Below are 903 nucleotides of genomic sequence, written 5' to 3' on the forward strand. Positions count from 1 at the left end.
GGAGTTCACCCGTGCGCAGCTCCTGCAGCAGCACCTCGTCGGACTGCCTGCGCAACTCCGCCAGCAGCCCGCTCCCACCCCGAACGGCCATGACGCGCGCGCCCTGCACCAGAACCTGCGCGGTCATCGGCGGGGTGACGTCATGGGGCAGAGCGTGCTGCTGGCGGAGTTGCGCAGGCAGTCCGACGAGGTGCTGCTGCAGGAGCTGCGCACGGGTGAACTCCCCATGGAGACCGTCGAGTTGCTGCTGGACGTGCTGGGGGAATCCCACCGGACGCATGCGCGGCCCCTGGAGATGCGGCACGCCGTGTGCGCCGAAGTGCTGCGCAACGACCTGTACTTCACGCCGCACGGAACGGGCGCGGAAGGCAGGTCGGGAGCGGACCGGGCCTCCCGGGCGGCCCACCTCTTCACCTGGGCCGTCGCCCCCCTGGCCCGTGACGAGCGGCATCTGCGCCAGCTCCAGGAACTGCTCTACCGCATGAGCCGCGACCCCCACCCGACCACCGGCAACTGGCTCCGGCAGAGCATCATCGAACCCCCGAACGGCCGTGTCCCCGACCTGCCGCCGGCCGTATGGGGCCAACTCCTGGCGAACGCGCTGATCCGGGGCAACCGCCCACCGCAGTCCACTCCGCCGCCTGCTGGCAGCCCTCGAACAGGAGGCCACCACCCGCCACTTGACCGTCGTACGCCTCGACACCCACGCCTCACTCACCGAGGCACAGGCGATGTACCGGGCGTGCGGATACACGGCGATCCCGGCGTACGACGACAATGTCTACGCCAGCCACTGGTTCGAGAAGCGGCTGGCCGTCTGAGCCTGCGGTGCGCTCTGCGTCGACCCTGCGGAGATCGGCGCCGGGACCGGGGTGCGCGGGCCTGGGTGGCTCGCGCTCAGCC

1 protein-coding gene and 1 pseudogene are annotated in these 903 nt (G+C 71.1%); one reads left to right on the top strand and one right to left on the bottom strand.

What is annotated here, in order from left to right; all coding sequences use genetic code 11:
- Positions 1 to 280, bottom strand: a 280-nt coding sequence (locus EAO75_RS45150; RefSeq protein WP_148000926.1) for a hypothetical protein, incomplete at its 3' end; no start/stop codon positions are given.
- A 355-nt stretch (positions 281 to 635) separates the two neighbouring features.
- Here EAO75_RS45150 and EAO75_RS45155 point away from each other — a divergent pair.
- Positions 636 to 821 (top strand): annotated as a pseudogene (locus EAO75_RS45155) (GNAT family N-acetyltransferase); the annotation flags it as partial.
- Positions 822 to 903: the final 82 nt, after the last annotated feature.

It is taken from the genome of Streptomyces sp. UW30 (genome assembly GCF_008042075.1).
Lineage (GTDB): Bacteria > Actinomycetota > Actinomycetes > Streptomycetales > Streptomycetaceae > Streptomyces.